At 68.0% G+C, this 25,163-nt stretch carries 37 protein-coding genes and 1 tRNA gene; 19 read left to right on the forward strand and 19 right to left on the reverse strand.

What is annotated here, in order from left to right:
• The first annotated feature begins 61 nt into the window (after positions 1 to 61).
• The 6 genes from K0H49_RS00400 to K0H49_RS00425 all read left to right on the forward strand — a co-directional run bounded on the left by K0H49_RS00400 (position 62) and on the right by K0H49_RS00425 (position 5,454).
• Positions 62 to 520: an FKBP-type peptidyl-prolyl cis-trans isomerase gene (locus tag K0H49_RS00400; RefSeq protein WP_219209172.1), complete on the forward strand. Its 459-nt coding sequence runs from the start codon at positions 62 to 64 to the stop codon at positions 518 to 520.
• The gene (ispH, locus tag K0H49_RS00405) at positions 517 to 1,488 is read left to right on the forward strand and encodes a 4-hydroxy-3-methylbut-2-enyl diphosphate reductase (RefSeq protein WP_219209173.1); all 972 of its coding nucleotides are present in this window, start codon (positions 517 to 519) and stop codon (positions 1,486 to 1,488) included. Before K0H49_RS00400 ends, ispH begins: the two co-directional genes overlap by 4 nt.
• Before the next feature lie 111 nt (positions 1,489 to 1,599).
• Positions 1,600 to 2,571: a threonine/serine dehydratase gene (locus K0H49_RS00410; protein WP_219209174.1), complete on the forward strand. Its 972-nt coding sequence runs from the start codon at positions 1,600 to 1,602 to the stop codon at positions 2,569 to 2,571.
• Positions 2,572 to 2,626: 55 nt separating this feature from the next.
• Positions 2,627 to 3,958 carry a serine--tRNA ligase gene (gene serS, locus K0H49_RS00415; protein ID WP_219209175.1) on the forward strand — a complete coding sequence of 444 codons (1,332 nt, stop codon included), beginning with the start codon at positions 2,627 to 2,629 and terminating at the stop codon, positions 3,956 to 3,958.
• A gap of 65 nt (positions 3,959 to 4,023) precedes the next feature.
• Positions 4,024 to 4,111 (forward strand) — tRNA-Ser (locus tag K0H49_RS00420).
• 176 nt (positions 4,112 to 4,287) lie between these two features.
• Positions 4,288 to 5,454 (forward strand): tyrosine-type recombinase/integrase, encoded by a 1,167-nt coding sequence (locus tag K0H49_RS00425; protein WP_219209176.1) that lies wholly within the window; start codon positions 4,288 to 4,290, stop codon positions 5,452 to 5,454.
• Here the strand turns inward: K0H49_RS00425 and K0H49_RS00430 are convergent.
• The 19 genes from K0H49_RS00430 to K0H49_RS00520 form a co-directional block, all read right to left on the reverse strand.
• Complete coding sequence (locus tag K0H49_RS00430; RefSeq protein ID WP_219209177.1) at positions 5,419 to 5,622, reverse strand: helix-turn-helix transcriptional regulator; 204 nt, start codon at positions 5,620 to 5,622, stop codon at positions 5,419 to 5,421. The two genes, K0H49_RS00425 and K0H49_RS00430, sit on opposite strands and share 36 nt — an antisense overlap.
• Positions 5,619 to 5,993, reverse strand: a complete 375-nt coding sequence (locus K0H49_RS00435) for an ASCH domain-containing protein (protein ID WP_257624516.1) — start codon at positions 5,991 to 5,993, stop codon at positions 5,619 to 5,621. Before K0H49_RS00435 ends, K0H49_RS00430 begins: the two co-directional genes overlap by 4 nt.
• Positions 5,993 to 6,292: a hypothetical protein gene (locus K0H49_RS00440; protein WP_219209178.1), complete on the reverse strand. Its 300-nt coding sequence runs from the start codon at positions 6,290 to 6,292 to the stop codon at positions 5,993 to 5,995. Before K0H49_RS00440 ends, K0H49_RS00435 begins: the two co-directional genes overlap by 1 nt.
• Positions 6,292 to 6,570: a hypothetical protein gene (locus tag K0H49_RS00445; protein WP_219209179.1), complete on the reverse strand. Its 279-nt coding sequence runs from the start codon at positions 6,568 to 6,570 to the stop codon at positions 6,292 to 6,294. The genes K0H49_RS00440 and K0H49_RS00445 overlap by 1 nt, the downstream gene beginning before the upstream one ends.
• On the reverse strand, positions 6,567 to 7,079 hold the full coding sequence (locus K0H49_RS00450; RefSeq protein ID WP_219209180.1) for a hypothetical protein: 513 nt from the start codon (positions 7,077 to 7,079) through the stop codon (positions 6,567 to 6,569). Before K0H49_RS00450 ends, K0H49_RS00445 begins: the two co-directional genes overlap by 4 nt.
• An 8-nt stretch (positions 7,080 to 7,087) precedes the next feature.
• On the reverse strand, positions 7,088 to 7,681 hold the full coding sequence (locus tag K0H49_RS00455) for a J domain-containing protein (RefSeq protein ID WP_219209181.1): 594 nt from the start codon (positions 7,679 to 7,681) through the stop codon (positions 7,088 to 7,090).
• A 9-nt stretch (positions 7,682 to 7,690) separates the two neighbouring features.
• A complete protein-coding gene (gene rdgC / locus K0H49_RS00460; protein ID WP_219209182.1) occupies positions 7,691 to 8,929 on the reverse strand; it encodes a recombination-associated protein RdgC in 1,239 nt (412 codons plus the stop codon).
• 73 nt (positions 8,930 to 9,002) lie between these two features.
• Positions 9,003 to 11,516, reverse strand: a complete 2,514-nt coding sequence (locus K0H49_RS00465; protein ID WP_219209183.1) for a DNA methyltransferase — start codon at positions 11,514 to 11,516, stop codon at positions 9,003 to 9,005.
• Complete coding sequence (locus K0H49_RS00470; protein WP_219209184.1) at positions 11,513 to 13,759, reverse strand: DNA cytosine methyltransferase; 2,247 nt, start codon at positions 13,757 to 13,759, stop codon at positions 11,513 to 11,515. The genes K0H49_RS00465 and K0H49_RS00470 overlap by 4 nt, the downstream gene beginning before the upstream one ends.
• Positions 13,756 to 13,929, reverse strand: a complete 174-nt coding sequence (locus K0H49_RS00475) for a hypothetical protein (protein WP_219209185.1) — start codon at positions 13,927 to 13,929, stop codon at positions 13,756 to 13,758. The genes K0H49_RS00470 and K0H49_RS00475 overlap by 4 nt, the downstream gene beginning before the upstream one ends.
• Positions 13,926 to 15,629 (reverse strand): YqaJ viral recombinase family protein, encoded by a 1,704-nt coding sequence (locus K0H49_RS00480; RefSeq protein ID WP_219209186.1) that lies wholly within the window; start codon positions 15,627 to 15,629, stop codon positions 13,926 to 13,928. Before K0H49_RS00480 ends, K0H49_RS00475 begins: the two co-directional genes overlap by 4 nt.
• A 2-nt stretch (positions 15,630 to 15,631) precedes the next feature.
• Entirely contained in the window at positions 15,632 to 16,444 is an 813-nt protein-coding gene (locus K0H49_RS00485) for an ERF family protein (protein WP_219209187.1), read from the reverse strand.
• Positions 16,445 to 16,452: 8 nt separating this feature from the next.
• Positions 16,453 to 16,719, reverse strand: coding sequence for a hypothetical protein (locus K0H49_RS00490; RefSeq protein ID WP_219209188.1), 267 nt, complete (start codon positions 16,717 to 16,719; stop codon positions 16,453 to 16,455).
• Complete coding sequence (locus tag K0H49_RS00495) at positions 16,716 to 16,895, reverse strand: hypothetical protein (RefSeq protein ID WP_219209189.1); 180 nt, start codon at positions 16,893 to 16,895, stop codon at positions 16,716 to 16,718. The genes K0H49_RS00490 and K0H49_RS00495 overlap by 4 nt, the downstream gene beginning before the upstream one ends.
• On the reverse strand, positions 16,892 to 17,206 hold the full coding sequence (locus K0H49_RS00500) for a hypothetical protein (protein ID WP_219209190.1): 315 nt from the start codon (positions 17,204 to 17,206) through the stop codon (positions 16,892 to 16,894). Before K0H49_RS00500 ends, K0H49_RS00495 begins: the two co-directional genes overlap by 4 nt.
• The gene (locus K0H49_RS00505; RefSeq protein ID WP_219209191.1) at positions 17,203 to 17,535 is read right to left on the reverse strand and encodes a hypothetical protein; all 333 of its coding nucleotides are present in this window, start codon (positions 17,533 to 17,535) and stop codon (positions 17,203 to 17,205) included. Before K0H49_RS00505 ends, K0H49_RS00500 begins: the two co-directional genes overlap by 4 nt.
• Positions 17,532 to 17,747: a hypothetical protein gene (locus K0H49_RS00510; RefSeq protein ID WP_219209192.1), complete on the reverse strand. Its 216-nt coding sequence runs from the start codon at positions 17,745 to 17,747 to the stop codon at positions 17,532 to 17,534. The genes K0H49_RS00505 and K0H49_RS00510 overlap by 4 nt, the downstream gene beginning before the upstream one ends.
• A 277-nt stretch (positions 17,748 to 18,024) precedes the next feature.
• Positions 18,025 to 18,309 (reverse strand): zinc-ribbon domain-containing protein, encoded by a 285-nt coding sequence (locus K0H49_RS00515; RefSeq protein WP_219209193.1) that lies wholly within the window; start codon positions 18,307 to 18,309, stop codon positions 18,025 to 18,027.
• A gap of 30 nt (positions 18,310 to 18,339) precedes the next feature.
• Positions 18,340 to 19,098, reverse strand: coding sequence for an XRE family transcriptional regulator (locus K0H49_RS00520; protein ID WP_219209194.1), 759 nt, complete (start codon positions 19,096 to 19,098; stop codon positions 18,340 to 18,342).
• Here K0H49_RS00520 and K0H49_RS00525 point away from each other — a divergent pair.
• From K0H49_RS00525 to K0H49_RS00585, 13 genes are all read left to right on the forward strand, one after another.
• On the forward strand, positions 19,091 to 19,300 hold the full coding sequence (locus K0H49_RS00525) for a hypothetical protein (protein WP_257624517.1): 210 nt from the start codon (positions 19,091 to 19,093) through the stop codon (positions 19,298 to 19,300). The two genes, K0H49_RS00520 and K0H49_RS00525, sit on opposite strands and share 8 nt — an antisense overlap.
• A gap of 36 nt (positions 19,301 to 19,336) precedes the next feature.
• Entirely contained in the window at positions 19,337 to 19,588 is a 252-nt protein-coding gene (locus K0H49_RS00530) for a hypothetical protein (RefSeq protein WP_219209195.1), read from the forward strand.
• 180 nt (positions 19,589 to 19,768) lie between these two features.
• The gene (locus K0H49_RS00535) at positions 19,769 to 20,158 is read left to right on the forward strand and encodes a hypothetical protein (protein ID WP_219209196.1); all 390 of its coding nucleotides are present in this window, start codon (positions 19,769 to 19,771) and stop codon (positions 20,156 to 20,158) included.
• Positions 20,159 to 20,160: 2 nt separating this feature from the next.
• Positions 20,161 to 20,427: a winged helix-turn-helix domain-containing protein gene (locus K0H49_RS00540; protein ID WP_219209197.1), complete on the forward strand. Its 267-nt coding sequence runs from the start codon at positions 20,161 to 20,163 to the stop codon at positions 20,425 to 20,427.
• 29 nt (positions 20,428 to 20,456) lie between these two features.
• Positions 20,457 to 21,314 carry a hypothetical protein gene (locus tag K0H49_RS00545; protein WP_219209198.1) on the forward strand — a complete coding sequence of 286 codons (858 nt, stop codon included), beginning with the start codon at positions 20,457 to 20,459 and terminating at the stop codon, positions 21,312 to 21,314.
• The gene (locus tag K0H49_RS00550; protein WP_219209199.1) at positions 21,307 to 21,873 is read left to right on the forward strand and encodes a hypothetical protein; all 567 of its coding nucleotides are present in this window, start codon (positions 21,307 to 21,309) and stop codon (positions 21,871 to 21,873) included. The genes K0H49_RS00545 and K0H49_RS00550 overlap by 8 nt, the downstream gene beginning before the upstream one ends.
• Positions 21,870 to 22,319: a hypothetical protein gene (locus K0H49_RS00555; protein ID WP_219209200.1), complete on the forward strand. Its 450-nt coding sequence runs from the start codon at positions 21,870 to 21,872 to the stop codon at positions 22,317 to 22,319. The genes K0H49_RS00550 and K0H49_RS00555 overlap by 4 nt, the downstream gene beginning before the upstream one ends.
• Positions 22,316 to 23,407, forward strand: coding sequence for a phosphoadenosine phosphosulfate reductase domain-containing protein (locus tag K0H49_RS00560; protein ID WP_219209201.1), 1,092 nt, complete (start codon positions 22,316 to 22,318; stop codon positions 23,405 to 23,407). Before K0H49_RS00555 ends, K0H49_RS00560 begins: the two co-directional genes overlap by 4 nt.
• The gene (locus K0H49_RS00565; protein ID WP_219209202.1) at positions 23,404 to 23,607 is read left to right on the forward strand and encodes a hypothetical protein; all 204 of its coding nucleotides are present in this window, start codon (positions 23,404 to 23,406) and stop codon (positions 23,605 to 23,607) included. The genes K0H49_RS00560 and K0H49_RS00565 overlap by 4 nt, the downstream gene beginning before the upstream one ends.
• A complete protein-coding gene (locus tag K0H49_RS00570; protein ID WP_219209203.1) occupies positions 23,604 to 24,044 on the forward strand; it encodes a hypothetical protein in 441 nt (146 codons plus the stop codon). Before K0H49_RS00565 ends, K0H49_RS00570 begins: the two co-directional genes overlap by 4 nt.
• Positions 24,041 to 24,601 carry a nuclease domain-containing protein gene (locus tag K0H49_RS30930; RefSeq protein ID WP_219209204.1) on the forward strand — a complete coding sequence of 187 codons (561 nt, stop codon included), beginning with the start codon at positions 24,041 to 24,043 and terminating at the stop codon, positions 24,599 to 24,601. Before K0H49_RS00570 ends, K0H49_RS30930 begins: the two co-directional genes overlap by 4 nt.
• Positions 24,598 to 24,918, forward strand: coding sequence for a hypothetical protein (locus K0H49_RS00580; protein ID WP_219209205.1), 321 nt, complete (start codon positions 24,598 to 24,600; stop codon positions 24,916 to 24,918). The genes K0H49_RS30930 and K0H49_RS00580 overlap by 4 nt, the downstream gene beginning before the upstream one ends.
• Positions 24,915 to 25,163, forward strand: coding sequence for a hypothetical protein (locus K0H49_RS00585; protein ID WP_219209206.1), 249 nt, complete (start codon positions 24,915 to 24,917; stop codon positions 25,161 to 25,163). Before K0H49_RS00580 ends, K0H49_RS00585 begins: the two co-directional genes overlap by 4 nt.

Below are 25,163 nucleotides of genomic sequence, written 5' to 3' on the forward strand. Positions count from 1 at the left end.
GTAGCGGCGGCCCCCCGGGCCTTCGCTGCGCTTTCCAGCACTCTCTACCGATCGCGCCACCTTGACCTCGTCCACCACCGCCGCCGTCGTGACCGCCGACTCCTTCCTCACGCTGCACTACCGCCTGGCGGGTCCGGCGGGCGACATCATCAACACCTTCGCCGACAAGCCCGCCACGCTGTCGCTGGGCACCGGCGAGCTGTCGCCGGCCGTCGAGCAGCGTCTGCTGGGCCTGGAGGAGGGCGCGCACACCACCTTCGAGCTGCCGGCCGGCGAAGCCTTCGGCGAGCGCAATGCCGAGATGCAGCAATGGGTCGCGCGCACGCTGCTGGTCAAGATCGGCGACCCCGACGAGCGCTATGCGGTCGGCGACGTGGTGCAGTTCCCCACGCCCGACGGCAGCGGCAGCTACGCCGGCGCCGTGATCGCCTCGAGCGACACCGCGGTGCAGTTCGACTTCAACCATCCGCTGGCCGGCCAGCCGGTGAGCTTCGAAGTGCAGTTGATCGGCGTGCTGTGAGCGAGCCTTCCGTCAACGAGATCATCCTGGCCGAGCCGCGCGGCTTCTGCGCGGGCGTCGACCGCGCGATCGAGATCGTCGAGCGCGCCATCGCCAAGTTCGGCGCGCCGATCTACGTGCGCCACGAGATCGTGCACAACACCTACGTGGTCAACGAGCTCAAGGCCAAGGGCGCGATCTTCATCGAGGACCTGGCCGATGTGCCGCCGGGCTCGACGCTGATCTTCAGCGCGCACGGCGTGAGCAAGGCCGTCGAGGCCGAAGCCCAGGCCCGCGGCTTCGACGTCTTCGATGCCACCTGCCCGCTGGTGACCAAGGTGCATGTGGAGGTCGCCAAGCTCGCGAAAGAGGGCTACGAATTCATCATGATCGGCCACAAGGGCCATCCCGAGGTCGAGGGCACGATGGGCCAGCTGACCCACGGCATCCACCTGGTCGAGGACGTGGCCGACGTGGCCAAGGTGCAGCCCGGCCAGACCGAGAAGCTGGCCGTGGTCACGCAGACCACGCTGTCGGTCGACGACGCGGCCGAGATCGCGGCCGCGGTGCGCGCGCGCTTCCCCAAGGTGCGCGAGCCCAAGCAGCAGGACATCTGCTACGCCACCCAGAACCGCCAGGACGCGGTGAAGATCATGAGCCCGCAGGTCGACATCGTGATCGTGGTGGGCAGCCCCACCAGCTCCAACAGCAACCGCCTGCGCGAGCTCGCGCAACGGCTGGGCACCGAGAGCTACATGGTCGATTCGGCCGACGAGCTCCAGCCCGAGTGGTTCGAGGGCAAGACGCGGGTCGGCCTGACGGCCGGCGCTTCGGCGCCCGAGGTGCTGGTGCGCGAGGTGATCGACCGCGTGAAGGCGCTGGGCGCGGTCTCGGTGCGCAAGATGGACGGCATCGAGGAGACCATCAAGTTCCCGCTGCCCAAGGGCCTCAAGCTCGAAGACCGGCCTGCGCCGGGCCATATTTCCTGAGCGTCCACAGGCCGCGCGCGCCGCTCGCGCCGCGGCGACTTTCCCTTTCGCGGCGTGCCGCAGCCACGGTTCGGCACCACCGCTTCCCTCCAAGAAGAAGAGACAGCAACCATGCAGACGACGATTGACTGGCACGATGAAATCGAAGGGGCTGCGTGCCGCCTGGCCGCGCACCGCGGCGCCTACCTGCGCGAAACCCCGCTGTGGAAGCTCTCGCCCGCAAGCCTTGGCCTGCCGGCGGCGCTCGAGGCCGGTGGCACCGAGGTCTGGCTCAAGCTCGAGCACCTGCAGATCGCGGGCAGCTTCAAGGCGCGCGGCATGATGAACCGCCTGCTGGCCCAGCCGATCCCGGCGGCCGGCGTGGTGGTGGCCTCGGGCGGCAATGCCGGCATCGCGACCGCGGCCGCCGCACGCGCGCTGGGCGTGCGCTGCGAGGTCTTCCTGCCGGGCGTGTCGCCCGAAGCCAAGCGCGCGCGGCTGCGTGCGCTGGGCGCCGAGGTCACGGTGGTCGGCGAGGCCTACGCCGATGCCCTGGCCGCCTGCCTGGCGCGCCAGCGCGAGAGCGGCGCGCTGCTGACCCATGCCTACGACCAGCTCGAAGTGGTAGCCGGTGCCGGCACGCTGGGCCGCGAGATCGAACAGCAGGGCGGCCTGCCCGATGCGGTGCTGGTGAGCGTGGGCGGCGGCGGCCTGATCGGCGGGCTGGCCGGCTGGTTCGGCCAGCGCAGCCGCGTGGTCGCGCTCGAGCCCGAACGCGCGCCCACGCTGTTCCGCGCCCGCGAAGCCGGCCATCCGGTCGACGTCGAGGTCGGCGGCGTGGCTGCCGATTCGCTGGGCGCCAAGCGCATCGGCGACTTCGCCTGGGACATCACGCAGCGCGAGGTGCGCGATGCGCTGCTGCTGTCCGACGAGGCCATCCGCGCGGCGCAGCTGTGGCTCTGGAAGGAGATGAAGCTGGCCGTCGAGCCCGCGGCCGCGTTGCCGCTGGCCGCGCTGCAGACCGGCGCCTATGTGCCGCGTGCCGGCGAGAAGGTCTGCCTGATCGTCTGCGGCGCCAATCTCGACCCGGCCAGCCTGGCCTGATCCGGCCGATGGGCCTGCCGCGCGAGACCGCGGCAGCGCCACCTAAAATCGGGGCATGCTCGACATCACCCTGCTCCGCAAAGACCTGGCTTCGGCCGTCGCCCGTCTCGAAACGCGCAAGAAGAACCAGACCTTCCTCGACGTCCATGCCTTCAGTGCGCTGGAAGCCGAACGCAAGACACTGCAGGTTCGCACCGAGGAACTGCAGGCGCGCCGCAACGCCCTCAACAAGCAGATCGGCCCGCTCAAGGCCAAGGGCGAATCGACCGACGCGCTGATGGCCGAGGTCAACGCGCTCAAGACCGAGCAGGAATCGCAGTCGGTCCGGCTCGACGCCATCCAGCCCGAACTGCAGGCGCTGCTGCTCGCCGTGCCCAACCTGCCGCACGAGAGCGTGCCGGTGGGCGAGGACGAGGCCGGCAACGTCGAAGTGCGCCGCTGGAGCCCGCAGGGCGGTGAAGGCGGTGGCGCGGTGCCGCTGGCCTTCACGCCGCGCGACCACGTCGACCTCGGCGCGCCGCTGGGCCTCGATTTCGAGATGGGCACCAAGCTCGCGGGTTCGCGCTTCAGCGTGCTCAAGGGCCCGATCGCCCGGCTGCACCGCGCGCTGGCGCAGTTCATGATCGACCTGCAGACCGAGCAGCACGGCTACACCGAGTGCTACGTGCCCTACATCGTCAACGCCGACTCGATGCGCGGCACGGGCCAGCTGCCCAAGTTCGAGGGCGACCTGTTCGCCGCGAAGAAGGGCGGCCAGGACGGCGAGCCGGTGCCCGACCACCAGGCGCTCTACCTGATCCCGACCAGCGAAGTGCCGCTGACCAACTTCGTGCGTGACGAGGTCGTGCCCGAGGCCCAGCTGCCCATCAGGCTCACGGCGCATTCGCCGTGCTTCCGCTCGGAAGCGGGCAGTGCCGGGCGCGACACGCGCGGCATGATCCGCCAGCACCAGTTCGACAAGGTCGAGATGGTGCAGATCACGCACCCGTCGCAGAGCTACGAAGCGCTCGAGGCCATGACCACGCATGCCGAGGCCGTGTTGAAGGCGCTCGAGCTGCCCTACCGCGTGGTGTTGCTGTGCACCGGCGACATGGGCTTCGGCTCGAGCAAGACCTACGACCTCGAGGTCTGGCTGCCCGCGCAGGACACCTACCGCGAGATCAGCTCGGTGTCGAACTGCGAAGCCTTCCAGGCGCGCCGGCTGCAGGCGCGCTTCAAGAACGCGCAGGGCAAGAACGAACTGGTGCACACGCTCAACGGCTCGGGCCTGGCGGTGGGCCGTGCGCTGGTCGCGGTGCTGGAGAACCACCAGAACGAGGACGGTTCGATCCGCGTGCCGGTGGCGCTGCGACCCTACCTGCGCGGCCTCGACACGCTGCGCGCCTGATTTCTTCTGCGAGGCCTTGAAGGGGGCTGAAAAATACTGCTAGAATCGCAGACTCGACAGACACCGGAGAGGTGGCAGAGTGGTCGAATGTACCTGACTCGAAATCAGGCGTACGGTAACGTACCGAGGGTTCGAATCCCTCCCTCTCCTCCAAGATAGCCCCAACAAGGGGCTATTTTTTTGCCTGTACCCCACCCAATAGCGTGCAAAATCAACGGGTTAGCCGCTCTCGCGTCCCCCCGAAGACCTGCAAACCCCACCCGACACAACCCATACGCACGGGCCATCGGTAGGCATTTTTGTAGGCACGCAGTGCGGCATCCTTCCCGATGCCTACATTCAAGCTCTCTGACAACAAGGTCCGCGCCGCCAAGCCGACCGACAAGCCCCAGAAAATCTTCGACGGCCAAGGTCTCCACCTCTTCGTTTCCCCCAAGGGCGCGAAGACGTGGCGGCTGGCCTATCGGCTCGACGGCAAGCCGCAGACCGCATCGCTGGGCGCATACCCGGATGTCTCCCTGGCCCTGGCCCGCGAGAAGGCGGCCGAGATCCGCAAGGGCATGGCGCAAGGCGTCAGCCCGAAGAAGCCGAAGCGCAACGCAGTGACCTTCAAGGAGGCGGCGGAGATCTACTGGAACGGGCGCAAGGACGTCGCCGACGGCTATCGGGCCAATGCCCTGCGCGCGCTCGAAATGCACCTCTACAAGCCCATCGGCGATCTGCCCATCGGCTCGATCGACCGGCCGACGTTGCTGACCGCGCTGATGATCACCGACAACGCTGGCCACCATGTGTACGTGCGCAAGGTCCGGATGTGGGCCTCGCAGGTCTGGGACTGGGCTGTAGAGCACGAGCACGCGGCGATCAACATCCCCGCCACCATTCAGCCGAAGAAGGCTTTCGGGAAGTCCAAGACCAAACCCCATGCCTCGCTCGAGCTGACGGAGGTCGCGGACTTCCTGCTGCGCCTGAGCCTGGAGAAGGAGATTCAGTCGGTGCTCGCGTGCAAGCTGATGGCGCTGACCTGGGTTCGCACGCAGGAGCTGCGCATGATGCTCTGGGACCAGATCGACGGGAACGTCTGGCGGTTGCCTGAAGAGGTGATGAAGCGGGACAAGGATCACATCGTGCCGCTCGCCCGCCAGGCCGTCGAGATCATCGAGAAGCTGCGTGCCCGGAGCCGCGGCAGCATCTACGTCTTCCCGAATGACCGGCGCGCCGATCGACCCATGAGCGAGAACGCCGTGCTCTACCTGATGCACCGCATGGGCTACAAGGGTGAGATGACGGGGCACGGGTGGCGCTCTGTGGCGTCCACCTGGGCGAACGAACACGGGTACAACCGCGATGCCATCGAGCGCCAACTCGCGCACACGCCCGATGACAAGGTGCGCTCTGCCTACAACCGCGCGGAGTACCTGAAGGAACGCCGCGCCATGATGCAGGCATTCGCCGATTGGCTAGACAAGCCCGATACCAGCAGCCTGCAGGGTTGAAAGGCGCCAGCCGACCGTGCGCCGGCTGATTGCCACATCGGGCGGCGGCACCTTGCCGGCCTTCATCCATCGGCGCATTGCTTCGCTGCCGACGCCGAGCATCTTGCACAGGTCCGAGCGGTAGATCACCCGGTCGGTTCGTTGGGTTTCGTTCGTGTGCGGGCTCATGCCGTACTACCTCCAGGTGGTGAATTGGAAATACCACCGTTGAGTGGTACTCCGGAAACGTCGATGGCGAACACCTCGACCGGCGCCGGCCCGAAATGCTCGTGCTGCAGGGTCTGCAGGCGGTAGCCCAGCCACGGCAGCACCAGACGCCGGGCCTGGTCGCCGCGCGGCGGGTAGCCCCGCGTCAGGACGATGCGGTCGTAGCGCTGGCCCTGCAGGCGCTTGCGCCAGAAGGGCGTCACAAGCCGGAACTCGCGCAGCTTCTCGCCGCGCTTGATCTGGTCGAAGTAGATGCCCTTCAGGGGCAGCGTCAGGGTGCGCACCACGCGGTGCGCGCGCAGCGGCCGGGTGCTGATGATCTCGGGCGGCATCACGATGCGTCCCCGTGCGCGGCGCTGGGCGCCTGCGTGACCGCGCGAGCGTGGCCGGTCTTGGCCCAACGCTGCATGGACAGCTCGCACCCGCGCGTGAGGCCCATGCCGTTCGCCATGCCCAGGTGCGTCGCCTTGTTGCCGCAGCCGCAGTAGCACCGGCGGCGGGCCTTGATCTTCGGCAGCGCCTGCACATAACGCACGTTCTCGGTTGCGCTGGCCACTGTGCCCCAGCCGGCGGTGCCGCCCTTCATTGCGGCGCGCAGTGCGGGCGGCGAGAGCTTGTTCAGGTCCACCATCACGCACCTCCTCGCGCCGCACGCTGGAATTCGGCCTCTGCGCGATCCTGCTCGGCAAAGCCGGCGCGCACCTTGGCGATCTGCGCCTCGACCATCGTGACGGCCTGCTTATGCGCGTCGCTGCCCCAGCCGATGGCCTTGGGGTCGACGCCGGTGCCGAGCCGGCCGTTGTTGACGAGCTTGAGCACGCAGTCCAGCGGGCTGCTGTACGTCTCGATGTCGAGGCCTCGCCCGGCTTGCACCAGGGCGACAGTGTTTCCCGTGCTGATGCCGCTCATGCCTGACCCCGCGCACCCGGTGCCTGTGCTGCGATTGCATCAACGTGGTTGATGTGCTGGAAGTCGACGGCGGGCCGGGCCTTGGCGTCGATGTAGGCCTTCGGCCAAGCGCGATCCACGCCGCGCGCCGCCTCCTGTCGCGCTGCTTCCGCCGCGCCGAAGACGTGGGCCTTGCTCAGGTCGGTGGTGTAGCCCTTTCCGTCCTTTGCCCACCACAGCACATCGTTGCCGACGAACTGCCGGGTGTCCTGCAAGTACCAGAGGTCGGCCGCATTTGCCTGGGGCTGGGCGCTGGCGGCGCCCAGAGCGAGTTTGAACAGTTCGCGGCAATGGTTTGCCAGCGCGGCTGGAATGACCCGGGCGCGCGCGCCATCAGGGCAGCAGTCGCGGAAAGTGTCTGGCACCTCGCCGACGCTCCCGCAGCCAGGGCAGAAGCGGGTCGCCGGCTCGTTGGCGTGTAGGGCGGCCTTCGGCAGGGCCGGCTTCTTCGTGGTGGTGGTGCTGGGCATGGTGGTCCTCATGCGGCCCTGAGCGCTTCGTCTCGGGCCTGGTTGATTTCGGTCATGGCGGCGGTGCTGCCGCCCTTGTCGGGGTGGTGCTGGCTCGCGAGGCGCTTGTAGGCGGCATCGATCTCGGCGCGCCCGGCGCCCTGGCCAAGGCCGAGCACATCCCACCAGGTGCGGGACATGCCGGCGACGATCGGCGGCGGCAGCGCAGTGAAGCCGGTGAAGGCGGCCTGCATCATGTCGCCGGTGCCCCAGCGCGCCACGCCGCGCAGCGCATCGATCGTCTTCGTGATCGCGTGCATGTTGTCTTCGATGCGGTCCCATCGGTCGCACGCGAAAGCCATGTCCTTGCCCTCGCGCTTGAAGTAGATGGCCACGCCAAAGTCGCGGATCCTGCTGTAGGTGGCGTAGGGCAGGCCATCCTGCCGAAGCGGGATGTTCGTGCTGATGATCAGGCTCTTGCCGCCCAGGCGTTCGATCTCGCGCACCAGCTCATCGCGGACGGTCGCGAAAGACCGGCGGCGATCGAAGCCGGAGCGCTCGATCTTCCAGTGCGCGGTGCGCGGCTTGTGCAGCGGCCAGGTGAGGGGAAATGCGGTGTGCATGCTGATCCCCTACGCCGCGGCCAAAATGGAGCGTTGGCCGCCCGCGCTCATGGCCGACACGACACCCGCCTTCTCCAGCTCTTCGAGCAGGCGCGCGGCTCGGTTGTAGCCAATCTGCAGGTGGCGCTGCACGAGCGAGATGCTCGGCTTGCGGTGCTCGATCACGATCGCTCGCGCCTGGGCCAGCAGCGGATCGGGGCCGGCGCCGAAGGTCAGCAGCGTGCGGCCGCCGTGCTCGACGGTGATCTTCGATCCGCTGTTGCGCGCGGACTCTTCCAGGCCGCGGGCCGCGGCGCGCGCGCTGGCCACTTCGGCCGCCTGCGCCGGCGGCGCGCGGTCGGTCAGCGTCATCTGCTGCTCGCCGCCCAACACGCTCACCAGCGCGGCGATCAGCGCGGCCGTCTCGCCGGTGGAGATCACGACGTCCGCGTCGAAGTTGTCGGCCGCCTGGTCGTTCGACGACAGCACGGCTTCCTTCGTGCCCTCGAGGAAGGTGAGGGAGCGCAGCGTCATTCCCTCGGTGAGCGTGAAGGCGACGCGGTCCTCCCACGTGACCGCCAGCTTCACCGGTCGGCGGCCCTGCGCGATGTGGTCCTTGATCTCCTGCACGTCCAGCGGGTGGTTCGTGTACTGGACCTTCGAGCGCGTCTCGTCGGTGGCCTGCAGCTCGAGGTCGCGACCCAGGTCGAAGCCGTCCCCGCCTTCGCCCTCCATGAGCCAGCGGGTCATCAGCGCGCTCGGCGCCTGCAGCGTGTTGAACAGCGAGAGCGCGATGCCGGCAACGGAGCGCACGAGCGCGGTGGCCACGGCGTCCGCCTTGGCCTGGCTCGGCGTGTTCATCACGATCACGCCTTTCGCTGCGTCGATCCACACGTCGATGGCGGAGGTCTTCGGGAAGGCCATGGGCAGCAGCTCGTGGATCAGATCCTCCTTGATGTCCCTGCGCTCCTTCTTGCCCGGCTTGCGGCCGGTTTCCTTCTCGATGGCTTCGCAGCGCTCGTCGAGCTTTTGGCGCACGACGGCCGCCGGCACGCTGCGCGACTCCATCATCAGGCGGGCGATCCACTGGCCGCCGACGGATTCGAGCAGCGGGCCGTTGGCCGCGCGCGGCGGCACCCAGCCGATCGAGCTTTCTTGGGAGGGCGCGCACGGCGCGAAGGCGGTCGCGCGCATGGCCTCTTCGATCCCGTCGAGGGTCGCCTCGACTGGGAACATGCTGCGGTAGATGATGGCGTTGGAGAGCTTCATGGTCAGATATCCGTTGGTCCGATGGGCTTGGGATTGACCGGAGGCGGGTAGCCCCACGGGTCTGCGGGTGTGGTCAAGCCGTGAGCTCCTCGAGGTCGAAGAGGGTGGGCATGCTGTGCTCGCGCTCGGCCGCCTTCAGGTAGTGCACCTGGTCGAGGAAATAGGCGGGGTTGAGCTCGCTGCCGCCGCCCGTGCGGCCCAGCTTGATCGCGCGCACGGGCACGGTGCCCAGCCCACAGAACGGGTCGTAGACGCGCTCGCCCTTCATGCTGTAGCGCTCGATCAGGCGGTCGACGATGTCGAACTGCAGCGGGCAGACGTGCTTCTCGACGGCGCGATTCGACTGCTCGCCGTTGAGCGTGAGCATGCGCACCACGTCATGCCAGACGTCGGTGTGGTGGCTGCCGGGCGCGAGGCTCATGAAGGTGCTGGGCAAGGCCTGGCGCGCGAGCAGCTCCTCGCCGATCTTCACGTGGAAGTCGAAGTCGTAGGTGTTGGCCAGGCTGTGCTCGGTGAAGAGCTTGGCGAGCTTCGCCGGGCCGTAGCCGGCCATCTCCTCGGCCGTCAGCAGGCGGTTGCCGCTCGAGCGCCAGAAGGCGTGCGCGTCGACCTGCCAGCGCGCCAGGCTGTATTCGGCCTTCGACTTCACCACCGGCTTGTCGGCGTAGCCCCGGCCCCGGTCGGTCTGCGGCTTGTGGAACAGCAGCACGTATTCCGGCGAGCCCACGCCCATTTTCGTGCCGTCCTTGCACATTTCGGTGTAGCCCAGGCGGTAGGTCTGGTTGTTCTCGCGCACCACGTCCGTCACGATGGTGATCATCCCGAGGTAGTCGAAGCCGTGCTTGATGCCGTGGAACAGCGCCTCGGCGTGGAACGGGCTGACGGTGGGCACGCCGGCGCCGGTGACGTTGCCGAAGTTGATCCGGTCTTTCACGTGGCAGCAGTAGATGCGGCCCGGCGCCAGGATCCGGCGCAGCTCGGGCGTCAGGTAGTCCATCTGGGCCCAGAAGTGCGCGTTGTCCTCGGTGTGGCCGAAGTCGTTGTAGCTGGGCGTGTACTCGTAGTGGTTGGCGAAGGGGATGCTGGTCACGATCAGGTCGACCGAGCCCTCGGGCTGCAGCTTCGCTTCCTCGACGCAGTCGTTTTGGGCGACGCTGAAAAGGTCGCTGCGCACCTCGATGCGCTTCACGCCGATCGACCTGGCCAGCGCGTCCTGCATGGCGAGCTGCGTGAGCCCGTACTTGCGAATGATGTCGGTCATCTTCTTTCCCATTTCCTCGTGTTGGGCCCACTTCGTCTGCAGGGTGCGCAGCACCTCGCGCTCTGCTTCGGTGTGGACGATGTCGATGCGCACGCGCGCGGCCTGGCCGAAGCGGTGCACGCGGTGGATCGACTGGATGAAGTCGTTGAACTTGAAGCCGATGCCAGCGAAGACCTCGCGGTGGCAGTGGCGCTGGAAGTTGCAGCCGCTGCCGGCGATCACCGGCTTGGTGCTGAGCACGCGGTGCGCGCCGTTGCCGAAGGCCACGATCCGGTCCTCGCGCTCGTCGAGGTCCTGCGTGCCCCACACGCTGACCGCCTCCGGGATGGCCTGCTGGATCGCGTGGCGCTCGTCCTCGAGGTCGTGCCAGACGATGAAGTGATCAGCAGGATCCGTGCAGACCAGCTCCTGCACCTTGGCGACGCGCGCCGGCATGCTGCCGCGCTTCTCGCTGGCCGCGGCGGACAGGCCCATGGCCACGTCGGGGATCAGCAGACCCTGCCCGTTCTTCTCGTTGCCGGCCGCCGCGTAGTCGCTCGGCACCTCGTGATACCGCACGTCGAGCTCCGGCAGCACGTAGCCCTCGTCGCTGTGGCCCAGGTCGCTCGGGCGCTGGATGAAGACCGCCCAGCTCGCCACCCACAGCCAGAACTCCTCCTCCTTGTGTGGGTAGAGGGTCAGGTTGCCGGCCTTCTCGCTGTCGCGCTGGAAGAAGCGGGTAAGGGCCTGGCCGGTGTCCATCACGCCCAGGTAGCCGGCGTAATGGATCAGCTCCTTGAAGCGGTTCGGGCTCGGCGTGGCCGTGGCCACGAACTTGAACTCGACCGGCGCGAAGGCGGGCAGGAACTCCTGGTAGGTCTTGCTGCCGTAGCTGCGCAGCACGCTGGCCTCGTCGAGGCTGGTGACGCCGAAGCGCGGCACCGTGATGTTGCCCTCGCGCACCGCCTCGTAGTTGGTCAGGTACAGGGTGGCCGGGTCGTCGATCTCGCTGTCGCGGCGCACGAAGCGCATGTCGATGGCGTGCTCGCCCTGGAAGCGCGCCTCGATCTCGGCGCGGAACTCCTGGCGCACGCCCAGCGGCGCGACCTGCAGGCGGTACAGCTCGGGCCGGGCCCGGCCGATCAGCCGGTGGATCTCGAGCTGGGTAGCGGTCTTGTGCAGCCCGAAGCTGGCGAAGATCGCGCGCTGTCCGCCCTGCACAGCCCAGCGCACGATGTCGCGGGTGTGCGGCTTCAGGTGCGGGTTGATCTCCGTCGCGGGCACGTCGAAGCCCTTGAACTGGGCCAGCCGGATCTTCTGGCGGAGGAATTCGGTGTAGCTGGTCATGCGGCGGCCCTCCGGTCGATCTGTGCTTCGTGCGCGAAGTTGGCGCGGGCCAGCGCCTCGGCCTGGGCCGGCGCCACGCTGTTGCCGCACATGCGGACCTGGGCCGTGGCCGTCAGTGGGATGCGCGGCACCGACAGCGGGTCGGCGGCCTGCACGCCGCCCGCGAAGAGCAGCTTCGGGTCTGGGATCTCGTGGATCACGTAGTCGGCTGGGAAGCTCTGCGCCAGGAACAGCTCGGGCGCCTTCAGCATGCGCAGCGTGATGTCGACCAGCACCCAGTCGCCGACGAGCACCAGGTCGGCGGGTTCGGGGAAGTGCTCGGGCAGGTACAGGTGCAGCAGGGCGGCGCACTGGCGCGCGCGCTCGCGCAGCTCGGGCGCCAGGCAGTCGGACGACACCTGCACGCACTGCACAAGGCCCATGCGGCCCTTCGTGGGCAGCGTGTGCATCGGCTCGGCCAGGCCCTGCCATTGGCCGCCGCTGCTGTAGTACTTCACGCAGTAGGCGGTGATCAGGCGCTGGTTGCTGCCGGCAGAGGTGATGGTCGACATCGGCGCATCCGCTGCGCGGCCGTCGCCTTCGTAGAACCCGCCGTTCGCCTGCTCGAGGCATGCGGCCACCATCGCCTGCTCGCCGCGGTGCGCGCCGGTGATGGTGCGCAGAGGCTCGGCAGGGTCGTTGCCCGCGCGGTTGCCGTGGTGCGTCAGGTGCGTGAGGTGGATTGCGGACACGGCGCTCGGCACGCTGCTGGCCGTGATCGTGTTGAGCGGCACGTCTACGCTACGCGCTCCGTCGCTCCAGCGCTTCGCGCCGGTCGAGCAGGATTCCCCGTGGCCCATGTCCACCAGGTGGGCGGCGACCACGCCCATTGGCACGCTGCCGCCCGGGCGCTTCACGTGGCTGTTCGCAGTGATGGTGTGCATCGGCTCCTGCAGGTCGTGGCCCACGCTGCCGGTGCGGAACTTCGTCATGAAGGCGCCTTCGACCACCGCGTGCTTCACGCCGCCCGCGACCACGGTGCCCAGCGGCTTGTCGATGTCGAGCGCGCGCGGCTCCTGGCCCGGCCGCTCGCCGTAGCCGGTCTGGATCAGGTGCGCGCTGGCGAGGGCGTGGTGAATGCCGCCGGCCGAGATCGTCGACAGGGGCGCGGCCACGTCGTCGCCCTGCAGGTGGCTCTCGCTCGTGCCGCGCAGCGGCTGCAGCGTTGGCGCGATGATCGAGAAGTGCCCGCCCTTGACCTGTGCGCAGATCGTGCGCAGCGGCTCGTCAGCGGCCATGTTGCGTTGGTTGCTGGCGTTGGCATGTTCGCCGATGAAGGGCGCCAGCATCGGCACCGCTACGGCCGAGTCGGCTTTCGAGGTGATGGTCTGCACAGGCTGGTGCACGCCGCGCGCCGGGCTCTGGCCCATGCGGCCGCCCACGCCCACGATGAAGGGCTTCGGACTGGTGAGCACGTGCCGCCACAGGCCCTTTGCCACGCGACGCAGGGTGTTGTCGGCCAGCGCCTTCTTGCGGCCGAAGATGCTCTGCGAGGGCAGGCTGAAGTCGATGCACTCGGCCGCCGAGCGCCAGGGCAGCAGCTTGCCCGAGATCACGGCCGTGCTGCTCGGGTCGCCGTGCGTCGGCGCGGGCCACACGATGGGCAGGCCGTCGCGGCGCGCGATCAGGAACAGACGCTTGCGGATCGTCGGTGCGCCGTCGTCGCATGCACGCTTCTCGCGCCACTCGACGGCGTACCCGTGGGCGCGCAGCTGGCGCACAAAGCTGTCGAAGGTCTGGCCACGGCGTGCCGGGTCAGGCCGCGCCATGCCGTCGGCGCCGACCAGCAGCGGTCCCCAGGTGGTGAACTCTTCGACGTTCTCCAGCATGAGCACGCGCGGCTTCGTCAGCGCGGCCCAGCGCATGCCGACCCAGGCCAGCCCACGGATGTGCTTGGCCACCGGCGTGCCACCCTTGGCCTTGCTGAAGTGCTTGCAGTCGGGCGACAGCCACACCAGGCCCACCGGCTGGTTGCGCGTCACCTTGATCGGATCGACGTCCCAGACGCTCTCGAGCAGGTGGTGCGTCAGCGGGTGGTTCATGGCGTGCATGGCCAGCGCTTCGGGATCGTGGTTAATCGCGATGTCGACCGGGCGGCCGAAGGCAGCCTCGAGGCCAGTGCTGGTGCCGCCGCCGCCGGCGAAGTTGTCGATGATGAGCTCATCGGCGAAGCCGATCGGGAGCGTGAAGTTGTCGCGCTTCATGCCAGCTCCTCGTGGCTCAGCGCCAGGTACTCATCGACGACACCGCGCACGGTCTCGACGTCGCGGCCGAGGGCCTGGGCCACAGCGGCGCACGCCTGGTCATGGTCGGGCGCCAGCTCGCTGGAGCGGACGTAGGCAGAAATGATCTTGTGCTTTGCCACATCGTTCACGCAGTAGCGGCCTCGAGTTGGGTCACGCGGATGGAGTGCGCGGCCAGCGCGCGGCCGATCAGCGGCAGGTCGCTGTCGCGGTAGAAGCGGCGGGCGCCGTCGATGCGCACGGGCTCGAAGCCGAGCTGCTTCAGCAGCACCGCGTTGACGTCGTAGCCGAGGCGCCGGTTGATGCCGCCGATCAGCAGGTTCGCGGCGGCCGGCGCCGGCGCAGGAGCGGCGGAGCCGCTACTTGGCGTCGTGCGCAGCGGCGCGACAGCGGCGGAGGGCGCAGTGGGGGAGGCCGGCGGCGGCGTGGCGACGGCGTGCTGCACCACCGCGGCAGCTTGCGCCTCGGCCGCGGCGGTGTTGCGCGCCTCTTGCGCCAGGCTCTCGCGCAGGTCGTCGGCCTTCTTCTGGTCCTTGGCGCGCTGGTCGGCGACGCGGAGCTTCACCACCGCCGCGAAGTCGTCGGCCTGCTTGAGCACCAGCACGCCGACGTCAGGGAACAGCGTCAGGAACTCGCCGGCCTCGGCGTTGAGGTGCTTGAGGTTGGCGTCGATGCGCTCGGCCGTGGCGTTCGTGGCGATCTTGGCCTGGGCCAGCGTGCTGTCCACGGCGTCCTGCATGCTCGGCACGGAGCGCTTGCCTTTGATGGCGCCGTCGAAGTCGGCCGAGCGCGATGCCCCGGGCATGTACGGATGGCCCAGGCGCTTGTCCAGAGCGTCCACGTGCTCGCGCAGCGCGGTCGCGGCGTCGATCACCATCTGCTGCTTGCGGCGCTTCTCCTCGGCGGTCACGGCGTTCTCGAGGTCGATCGCCTTGCGCTTGGCGGTCTCGCCGATGAACCGCATCACCTTCAGCGCCTCGTCGACGGTGACCATGCGGCCCAGCGCGGCGGCCTCGGCGTAGCCCATCGCCTCCTGGATCTCGCGGCAGAACTTGGCATCCTCCTTGGCGTCGGCGAACTGCTGATCGGTCTCGGGCTTCGAGGGGATGTCGCCGATGACGGCCAGGGCCTTCACCTTGTACGCATCGAGGGTGCTCTCGGCGATCTCGCCCCGCACCTCGAAGACCAGCGCGGGCAGGCGCTCGCGGGTGGCGCCGAGCGCGCGCGGCGCGACAGGCTCGGCCGGCACGTAGGCGGCCAGGTCCTTCTCGAACTGCTCCCAGCCGGCCAAGATCTCGGCGGCCAGCGCCGCGTCCGGCTCGTACCAGCATTGGCGCTCTTCGACCAGCTCCTTGCCCTTCCACTTCGTCGCGCGGAAGAGCGATTTCTTGGCGCCCGACACCATGGTCTGCTGCTCCATCTGCACGCGGTACATCAGCGGCAGCACTGCGCCGGTGCAGCCCGGCACCATCACGGCCCGCAGCTCGTCGTTGAGGGTCTTGTGCTCGTAGTTGATGTCCCAGCCGAAGGTCAGGCCGTCGAACGAGGCCGACAGAATCCCCTCCGCGCCCACCACCGGGAACAGCTCCTCGCCGATCACCGCCTCGGCGCGCGGCCGGTCCAGCCCCTCGAAGAGGTGGCCCGCGTCGAAGCGGCGCTGCGTGGCCGGGTCCACCGCGGCGGTGACGCCGGTCTTCATCTCGTGCAGCAGCTGCGTGCGCGTCTTGTACGGCGAGCAGTTCATCATGGCCGGCGCGTCGCTGGCGTTGCGGTGGGCGGCGCGGTGTGCATGCCACTCGGGCGAGCCTTGCTTCAGTTCGAGGATTTCCATGATCAGTTGCCCTTCGGTGCCCAGGAGGCGATGGTTTGCTTTTGGTCGTTGGTGAGGGGGTGCTTGGCCTGCAACATGGCGATCAGCTGCTCGGGCGTCTTGGTGCCCGCTTCGACGGCCTTGCGCCAGGTCGGCGCGCTCTTCGCGAAGGCCTCGGCGGGGTAGGTGGCCGCTGGCGCCGGCGCGGCGGCGGTGCGCGGCTCTGGCCGGGGCCCGCGACCGTTGTCGTCGTCCATGTCCTTGGTGGACAGGCCGGTCGCGGCGAGCAGCGTGGAGCGCTGCAGCACGGTGACCGTCGAGTTGATCTGCTGCGTCGGGGTCAGGTTGGGGTCGGTGCTGGGCGGGCCGGAGATCTCAGCTCTTTCCGAGTGCCCGAGCCGATGGACCAGCGTGCAGCTGACGGCGACGAGGCCCATGTCCTGCTTGATCTCCCACCGGTGCGTGATGCCCTGGGCCGCGAGCGCGCCGATGATCGCCGCGGTCACGCCGCCGAGCGAGGCATACCGGTAGGCGTCGCCATCGGCCGTCATGCCTTCGCGGTCCTTCATGATCTCGGGCGCGTTGCTCTTGAACGCGGCCATCGAATCGTGGAACGCGGTGAACGCCTCGCGCTGGCGATGCGCCTCCCGCATTTCCATCACCTTCAGGTAGTGGTCGGAGGTGCCGCCCGCGCCCATGAACGCCAGCGCGTTCACGAGCGGGTCGTTGGAGGCGGTGTCGCGCGCTGGCGCCTTCGGCGGCGATGTCTTCGCGGCGGCGCGGCGCGGTGCCGCGTGCGTGCGGGCTTTCGGTCGGTCGAGTGTTGCTGCGGGCATGGTTGCTTTCAGGGACGGAAGAGGTGGACGACGGCGGCGATCACGCCGCTCGCGCCGAGGAGGAAGACGGCAGCCGTCGCGAAGCACTGCCAGGCGCTGGCGTTGCCTTCGGCCACGCGCAGGCCGGCCATCAGCCGCTCGGCGCGCTCGTCGGCGGTTTCGATGCGCGGGCCCTGCTTGCGCACCGTCGGGTCGAAGGTGAAGTCGGGCGTGGTGCGGCCGGAGCGCTCGGCGCGCGGCATGGCCGGGCGCGGCGCGGAATTGGCGGTGCTCATGGAGTGCCTTTCGATGCGATGAGGTCGGGGAGATCGGCGCGCTCGATGTCGCGTGCCGCGGCGGCGGTGTCGAGGGCGGCCTCGAACTCGGTGGGGCCGTCGAGCAGCGGGCCGCTCGCGCCGATGAGGAAGGCGAGCAGGGTGCCGAGCAGACAGCGGAGGAGGACGACGTTCATGCGGCACGCGCCGTGCTGGCGCCCTCCTTGAGGCGAGCGCTGAGCGCGCGGTCAAGGCGGCTCGTGGCGAAACGCACGATGTGGTCAAGCGCCTCGTCACGGCGGAACGACTTGGGCCCCGTGAGGCATCGCGCGCTCGTACCCTCCAGGGAGAACGATGCGTCGATGGTCTTGCCGTCGACCGTCAGGCTGATGGTCAGCGTGTCGCGGGCCGCGGCGGCATGGCCCGCGCAGTGCGAGAAGCCTTTGGTGCCGGGCCCGAAGCTGCCGCCGCACTGGCTGCAACTGACTGTGGCGTGGGCGGCGCTCACGATGCGCTCCCGGTGGCCTTGGCGATGGCCTCGGACATGGCACGGATGCCGCGCTCCATGGCTTCATCGAACTGCGGGTCGCCATCCGCCAGTGCGTCGGCCGCCAAGATCAACTTGCCGGCTTCGAGCATTTCCGGCGATGCGGAAATGAGCACTGCGTTCGCATCGCACTCGGCGCGATACGAGGGGGTGTTCTTTCGCGCCGCTGCGCTGGTCGACAAACCCCAGCAGGCCGCGATCTTGCGGCCGTTGGCGGCGCGCACGTCGCAACCGACGCCAGAGGCGCGGTCACGGAGCCACGGGCCCGGCGTGTGCTTCGCGGCGCTCACAGGAACACCGCCATGGCCAGGCCGCCCAGCGCGCCCAGCAGCAGCACACCAGCCGCGATCGCGCCGAACAGGTTCTCCTGCTCGCGCTTCGTCAGCGCCTCCAGGGATTGATGGCCGTGCCATTGCGAGGAAGCACCGGCCTCGGTGACCTGCGCGATGGCAGCAGGCGCAAGGTGCCCCTTCTGGCCGCGCGAATCGGTAATGCGGATCATCGTTCTCTCCATGACTGGCTGCGGGATGCAGCGGCATGGAAAGAATTGAACCACAGTTCAATAAGGTTGTGCAACCACAGTTTAAGACTTTGAACGTTGTTTTCGCATCTGCGGTTCAAAGAAGGGCACAGCGAGCCCGATCTACTACCCCAAGATAGTTAATCAGGCGTACTACTCAAAAGTAGTATTCAGGCAACAGACGAAGAAAAGCCCGCACATGGCGGGCTGGAGGAGTGACCGATGCCGGGGGTTGAGCGCCTGGAATCGGCGGCCGGACTCAGGGCTTTTTGCCCTTGACAATCATGTCGTCGTAGAGGCGATTGCACTCCGACAGCGAGGACACCGCGCCTCTGGCGAAACTCTGCTCACAGATATTCCTGGCGGCCCGAGCATCCGATTCGTACTGGGGAACGCTGGCGCCAAGTGCAAAGAAGGCGAGCACCGCGGCCAGCGGCAGCCACAACCACCATTTGAAGCGCTTGATCTTGGCTCCGCATGACGGGCACGCCGCGGCTTTGTCGCTGATTTCGGCTCGGCATTCGGTGCAGGCAATCAGTGCCATTTGTCTCCTTCTCTTGCGGTCAGTTTCCGCTTACCAGTGGTCCTTGATCTTGCGACGCGGGACGGGGTACGGCACGTAGTAGACCCACGTGACGTCTTCAAAACGGTAGTGCAGCACGGCAGTGTTGTTGTAGCTGCCGAAGCGATAGGCGCCGCGCTGGGACAGCAGCCTCTTGATCATCGTCTGCCCGGTGGCGAGCCGGACCAGCACATCATCCTCGAGCTCTGCCTCGCTGCTGGGTTCGACGAGAGCGAAGTCCCCGGGGGTGTACTTCGGGAGCATGCTCTCTTCGCTGACCTCTACTAGGAAGGCGTGCGGGTCCGAGCTGTAGACCATTCCAAACCGATCGGATTCGCCCACTGGGTGCCCCGCGTCATCCCAAATCCGCTCCGGGAGCCCGCCCGCTCCTTTGCCAATGACTGGGATGCGAGTTGTTCTAGACGACGCGATCGCGATCGCTTCATCTGGCATGGCCGGTGGCGGCGGGATGCCTTCGCTCACGAGATCCATCTGGCCTTCGCCGGTCGACAGCCACTTGCTGTTGATCTTGAGGAAGGCAGAAATCTTGTCGCAATTCGACGCGGCCATCTCTTTGGTTTCCTGCCGAACGATCTTCCGGATGCCTTGGTACGACATACCGACGGCCAGGGACAGCGCCGTGATGCTCACGCCGCGGGCCTTCATCGCCGAGTTCAGGCGCTCTCCAAGTTCAACCATGGTTGAATCGTGACAGATTGCGACTAAACTGCGGTTGCTTGTGATATTGAACTGTGGTTCAATCATGCGCATGCAGAAATCAAAAGCCATTGAAGTGCTCGGAGGCTCCATCGCCTCCGCCGCCGAAGCTCTCGGTATCACCTACCAAGCGGTCGACAAGTGGCCGGAGATGCTCCCCGGTCGCATCGACGACCGCGTGATCGCTGCCCTTGTCCGCAAGGGGAAGAAGGTCCCGGCCGAGCTGCTGGTGCGTGAGGCGAAGGCCACGGCCTGAGATGCCCAGCGCCCACGCACGCCAGGAGAACGACCGATGAAGTCGCTTCTCGCTCGCCTCATTCAGAACTGGGAATACCTGCTGTCCGTGGCCGCCATGTTCTCCGCGTCCGCCTGCGCGGCCTTCGCTGCTGCCTGCGGCGCGTACGGCCCGGCCGGCATCGCGATCTTCTGCATGTTGGGCTTCGCCTTCCTGGCTGTGACCTTCGCCGATGCCGCCGACTTCCGTCGGCTCATGGCTGAGGCAGCTCGCAGGCATGCAGATGCCCAGCGAGGCGAGGGCGCGTAAGGCGGCGGTGTGTGCTTGTTCCATGCCTCCATTTTTTTGCACCCCATTGATAACTACTGAGAAGCACGGATAAAGAATGCTATCGCCACTTATCAATCGACCCCAATGCCGGGCTCCGGCGCCGGGTCGTGAAGACCTCCGCGAGGTCTATCCCATAGAGCGCGCGCGCAGGGAGGCCACATGGCAAATGTGAGCCTCGTGCGCCATGAAGGCGAGAAGAAGGACCAGCTGACGCTGGACTTCGTGCCCGGCCTGCTCGAGCGATACCGGTCGCTGCGTGAATGCGTCGGCGCGGGCGTCTACCAGCGCGGCCTGGGCCGGGTGGCCATCGACCTGGACCTGGCGCCCGGCAACCTGTCCGTGCAGATCAGCGACGACACCTCGCGCAAGTTCAGCGTCGACAGCCTCGAGCTCTACATAGAAAAGACGGGCGACAACACGCCCATCATGTATCTCGTCGAGAAGTTCTTGGCCCCTGACGCGCGGCCCAAGAACGCGCAGGAGGTGCAGGACATCCGCAACCAGCTGGCCAAGGCCATGCGCCAGCTCGAATCGCTGGGAGGCCAGTAGCGATGCGGACGTCCTTCGCCGACACGCGCAGCCGCCGCACGGATGGCCAGACCAGCCGCGCAGCGGGGCGCCACGCGACCACCGACAAGGCCGCGGGGGAGCGCCTGCAGATCCTGGCCGCGCTGCGCCGCGGGCCGATGACCGCGCGCGAGATCGCCGAGTTCACCGGCATCGACTACTACGAGGTCCAGCGGCGCATCTCCGAGACCGGCGGCATCGAGAAGACCGACGACCGGCGCGACAGGTGCGCCGTGTGGAGGGCGCGTTGATCGCTCGAGTGGCCCCATACCCCGCAGACGTGCGCGCGAAAGGCTGGCGGTTCGAGCTCGACCACGAGCGCATCCGCCAGTCGGACACGTGGGCGCTCGCGCCGGCCGAGATCAAGCCCTGGCTGCTCATGCTCTGGATGACCGCCTGGGAGCAGGCGCCGTGCGGTTCGCTGCCGGCCGCCGACGAGCTGGTGGCCGCGCGCATCGGCATGCCCATGAAGACCTTCGCCAAGCACCGGGCCTGCCTGATGCGCGGCTGGTGGTGCGCCGACGACGGCCGCATGTACCACGACACCCTCGTCGAGCGCGTGATCGAGATGCTCGGCGCCAAGGACAAGGAGCGGTCGCGGAAGGCCGCGTACAGGGCGCGGATGGACGCGGAAAGGACGGCAGCGTCCCATGGGAGTCCCGATTTGTCCCACGGGACAACCACGGGACTACCAGGGGACTCCCATGGGAGTGACCCTGGGAGAGACGCCACCGGAACCGGAACCGGAACCCTTTCTTCACTTCGTTCAGAAGGTATCTCGTCGGGTCCGGCGCCGAAGTACTCGGCCGACTTCGAAGCCGCGTGGACCGCCTACCCGAAGCGGCCCGGCGCGTCGAAGGCCGACACGCTGAAGGCCTGGAATGCGCGGGTCAAGGCCGGCGCCGACGTGGCAGACCTGCTGGCCGGCGCGCAGCGCTATGCCGCGTTCTGCCGCTCCTCCTGCACCGAGCCGCAGTTCATCAAGCAGCCGGCCACCTTCTTCGGACCCGGCGATCACTTCCGCGCGGACTGGGCTTTCACGCCCACCGCGCAGCGCACCGCTGCAGCACCGCACCGCCATGCCGGCGCGGCCGCCGCGATCTTCGACATGGACCAACAGGAGACCTTCGATGCTTAGGCCAGTCACCCACGCGGACCCGATCCGCGCCGCCCAGTCGCAGCCCGACGAGACGGTCATCAACAACGTCTTCAAGGTCATGCACGGCTACTACGGCAACCTGTTCCTGAGCAAGTTCGCGTCCGGCGTGCTCGATGCGCGCAAACGGGACATGGGCGTGGCCAGCGCACGCACCGTGTGGGCCTTCAGCCTGCACCGCTTCGCCGAGGCGGTCGTGGTCTCTGCGCTCGAAAAGTGTCAGGCCCGGCACCCTGAATTCCCGCCGAGCCTGCCGCAGTTCGTGACGCTGTGCATCGCGTGCGAGCCGCGCAAGGCCTTCACGTTCGAGAACGCGATCGGCATGAGCGACGAGCTGCGCGGCAAGCACGCCGCGGCCGCGCGCGCCAGGAACAAGGCGTTCGCCCAGGCCGCGCGCCAGAAGCTCACCGGCTACGTGCCGCTGCCTTCGGGCCTCGAGGGCCTGAAGCGCGCCATCGCGAACGCGGTGGGCGCGGCCGGCGGCGACGAGGCGCGTGAGCTGCTCCGGCTCGATCGCATGTTCCAAGGAGCTGCAGCATGACGCTCACCCACCAGGTCATCGACCTCCTGTCCGACGGCAAGGCGCGCACCACCGACGAGATCGTCGCCGCGCTGCCCGACATCGGCCGTCCCAGGATCGTCGCCACGCTGCGCGACATCCGAAGCCGCAGCCTGGCCGAGGAGCGCCACACCTTCCAGATCACCTCCGCCGGCGTGGCCTCGATCGGGCACCGCAAGGTGTTCCTCGCGCCAGAGGCGCGCGCCGCGCGCGACCTCGCGCTGGTGAAGGCTCGGCGGGAGGCGCAGAGCTTCCGCAAGGCCTCGCGCCCGCCGTCGCAGAAAGCGCACTCGCTGGAGCGCCGAGTCGAGGTGCGCATGTGTGCGCAGCCTGGCGCGACATCCATCGTCGGCTTGGCCCTGGCACAGCTGCACCCTCTGCATGCAGCCTGGGTCGGTACACGGCAGGAAGCGGGAGCGGGAGCATGAGCATCAAACACGTCGTCTCCGTTTCGGGAGGCAAGGACAGCACCGCCACGCTGCTGATCGCGCTGGAGCGCTGCCCGCGCGAGGATGTCCTGCCGATCTTCTGCGACACCGGCAACGAGCACGCCGATACCTACGCCTATCTCGACTACCTTGAGCTGGCGCTCGACATCAAGATCACCAGACTGAAAGCGGACTTCACCGAGCAGCTGGGCGCAAAGCGCCAGTTCATCGCGCGCGACGTGCGCACCCGGCGCGAAGCCGTGCGGCGCGAGGTCGTGGATGCGCAGGGCCGACCAGTCCAGGCGCGTCGGCCTGGCGACGGCGCATTGATCTTCGACGCGGCTGGAAAGCCGGTCATCAAGACGCGGAAGTGCACGGGCCGGAAGGTTCGTTGGTCGAATCGGGCCAAGCGTCGCGCGCTGTCGGTCATGTACCCCAGCGGCAACCCGTTCCTCGACCTCTGCATGTGGAAGGGTCGCTTCCCGTCTCGGAAGGCTCAGTTCTGCACGCAGGAGCTGAAGACGGCGATGGCCGTCGAGTTCCAACTTGAGCTGATGGAGGCCGGCCACCAGGTCATCTCTTGGCAGGGCATCCGTCGGAACGAATCGCAGAACCGTCGCAACGCCAAGCTTTCGGAACGCGTCGGCGGCGGCCTGTGGATATTCAGGCCCATCGTCGAATGGACCGCTGAGCAGGTATTCGAATTTGCTGCCGCCCGCGGCATCCGTCCGAACCCGCTGTACTTGCAGGGAATGGGGCGCGTCGGCTGCATGCCCTGCATTAACTGCCGGAAGGACGAGCTGCGCGCGATCGCGCTGCGCTTCCCTGAGCACCCAGCGCGCATCGCGGAGTGGGAGCGGATCGTTTCGATGTGCTCGAAGCGCGGATTCAGCACCTTCATGGCCGACGCCCACGACGCCAAGGACCGCCGGGTCATCTTCGCCGATCTGAACATCTGGACGCGGATCGAGTGGTCGAAAACGACCCGCGGCGGCCAGCAGCGCGACCTGCTGATCGACCTCGACGATGCTGGCGGCTGCAGCTCGAGCTACGGCCTTTGCGACCAATCCTCATTGGAGGCCGCATGACTGGCACCTGCATCGACTGCAAGCACTGGAACCTGAAGGGCTCGCCGCTACGGGCCTCGGGCTTCGGCCTGTGCAAGGCGGATCCTGATGAGCGCACGCGCGCCGCGCGATCGTTCGCGCCGACGAACGCCTGCCGGTTCCGCTACTTCGCGCCGGCCACGCCGGCCACTGTCGCCGCGCGCGAAAGGGCGATCGGATGAACCACATCGTTGTCATGCACGACCCGGCCCAGGGCCACGACGTCATGTCGAAGTCCTTCTGGCCGTGGGCGAAGCAGATGCTGCTGGCCGGCCACAAACTGGTGGTGAAGGGCGAGGAGCTGGAGGACGCGAAGTCGATCCAGCAGCGCAAGTACCTGCACGGTGTCATCTTCAAGGAGATGGCCGAGCAGATCCGCGTCGAGGGCAAGACCTTCGCCGCCAAGGTGTGGAAGGAGCACTGCCGCGAGAAGTTCCTCGGCGCGCGCTGGGTGTCGAACCTCGACCCGATCACGGGCAAGAAGCGCCGCCGGAAGGACCGGGTCAGCAGCGAGGACCTCGGCATCCGCGCGTACAGCGCCTACATCGAGCAGTGCACCGCCTACGGCATCGAGCTCGGCGCGTCGTTCAGCGTGCGTGACTGGGAGGAATACCGGTGACGCTCACACGCAAACCCATGAAGCGCGGCACCGGCTTCAAGCGGCCGACGTCGCGCGCCCGAGTGCAAAACGATGTGCAAATTATTCCGGAAATTATTCCAGCGGTGCCGCGGCCTGCGCCGCGTCGCGCTGTGCTCGCCGACTGCAGCGGCATGGCCACCAGCGTGCCGAAGCACCCTCGCGCCGAGAACGCGCACCTGCTGCGCATGGCCCGTGGCAAGCCCTGCCTGATCCGCAGCCCCATCTGCAACTACGACGCCGAGACCACGGTCGCGTGCCATGGCGGGGGCGTCGAGAACGGGAAGGGCATGGCCTGCAAGGTCAGCGACGCCCTGACGTGCTGGGGCTGCAGCGCCTGCAACCACTACACGGACGCGTACGCCGGCGCGACGAAGGCGCAGAAGCGCGCGGCCTTCATGTTGGGCCACCTGGCCCAGGTCTGCGAGTGGCGCGCCATCGCCGGCAGCGCGGCCGCCGATCCGAAAGACATCGCCGCGGCCCGCTGGGCCCTGGCACACCTCAACGCAACGCCCGTCGGGCACATGGAGACCCTATGAACGTGAAGCCCGGCGATTTCGCCAAGTTCGAATGCTCGCTCGACCCCAACGATGGCGCGCTCGTCGAAGTGGTCCGCCAGGCCGCGGCCGACAAGATCGCGCCATGGAATCGTGGCGTGGTGTGGTCAGTGAAGGTGCTGCAGGGGGTCAAGGTGCTCTCTTGGGGCGACAGCGGCATCGCGAGGTCGGACTACGTCTTGCCGGGTGCCATCTGCGAGATCGAGGACCGTTGGTTGCGCCGCATCGATCCCAAGGCCGACGACGGCGCGGAGGACGCCGAGCGCCTGCCCGCGCCGCGCGAGGCAGTTCCGGCATGAGGCCCACGCAGCACCCTTCGAACACCCGCGTGCTCGGCGCGCCCGCCGGCTGGAAGCAGGAAGAGCTGCCCTGCAGCGCGCTGGCGATCACCGACGTCCAGGTCGACGGCATGCCGCACGTCGTTTCCTTCTGGAAGCCCGACGCCGCGGACCTGGCCGCGCTGAACGCAGGCGGCTCCATCGCCCTCTGGATCGTCGGCCAGACCATGCCGCCGGCATCGGTCGCCGTCGAGCCGGCCCCCTGA

It is taken from the genome of Variovorax boronicumulans (assembly GCF_019352895.1).
GTDB classification, from domain to species: Bacteria; Pseudomonadota; Gammaproteobacteria; order Burkholderiales; family Burkholderiaceae_C; genus Variovorax; species Variovorax boronicumulans_A.